Genomic DNA, 422 nt, shown 5'->3' with positions numbered 1-422 from the left:
CCATGGGCAGGCACTTCATGTACGCCTGCGGAAAGCCGCATATCCCGGTGGGCGCGCACGTCGTGCCGCCGTCGGGGCCGGACTGGCCGTGGCGCGAAGGCCCCGAGGCCTTTGACCGGGCCTTCGCCCAGATGGCTGAGCACGGTTTGACGAGCGCCCGCATCGATCTGCTGTGGGCGGCCGTCGAGCCCGAACGCGGCCGCCTCGACGAGGCGCACTTAGCCGTCCTCGACCGAGTCTTCGATGCGGCGAAGGCCCATGGAATCACGCTTCACCCGGCCCTTTTCGTGGGCGGCGAGGTCGGCGACGCCTACTGGGACCTTCCGTGGGCGAGCGGCGTCAACCCGCATACCGACCCCGAACTCGTCAAACTCCAGGCCGCCCATGCCGCGCAGCTGGCCCGCAGGTGGGCGAGCCGCCCC

At 70.9% G+C, this 422-nt stretch carries 1 protein-coding gene; it reads left to right on the top strand.

Going from position 1 to position 422, the window contains the following annotated elements; genetic code table 11:
- Positions 1-422: hypothetical protein (locus tag ACO48X_RS09435; protein ID WP_485001833.1), on the top strand; the 422-nt coding region annotated here is incomplete at both ends.

This window comes from Peptidiphaga sp. (assembly GCF_057238965.1).
The sequence above is the reverse complement of the archived record's forward strand: the minus strand, read 5'-3'. Positions and strand labels throughout refer to the sequence as shown.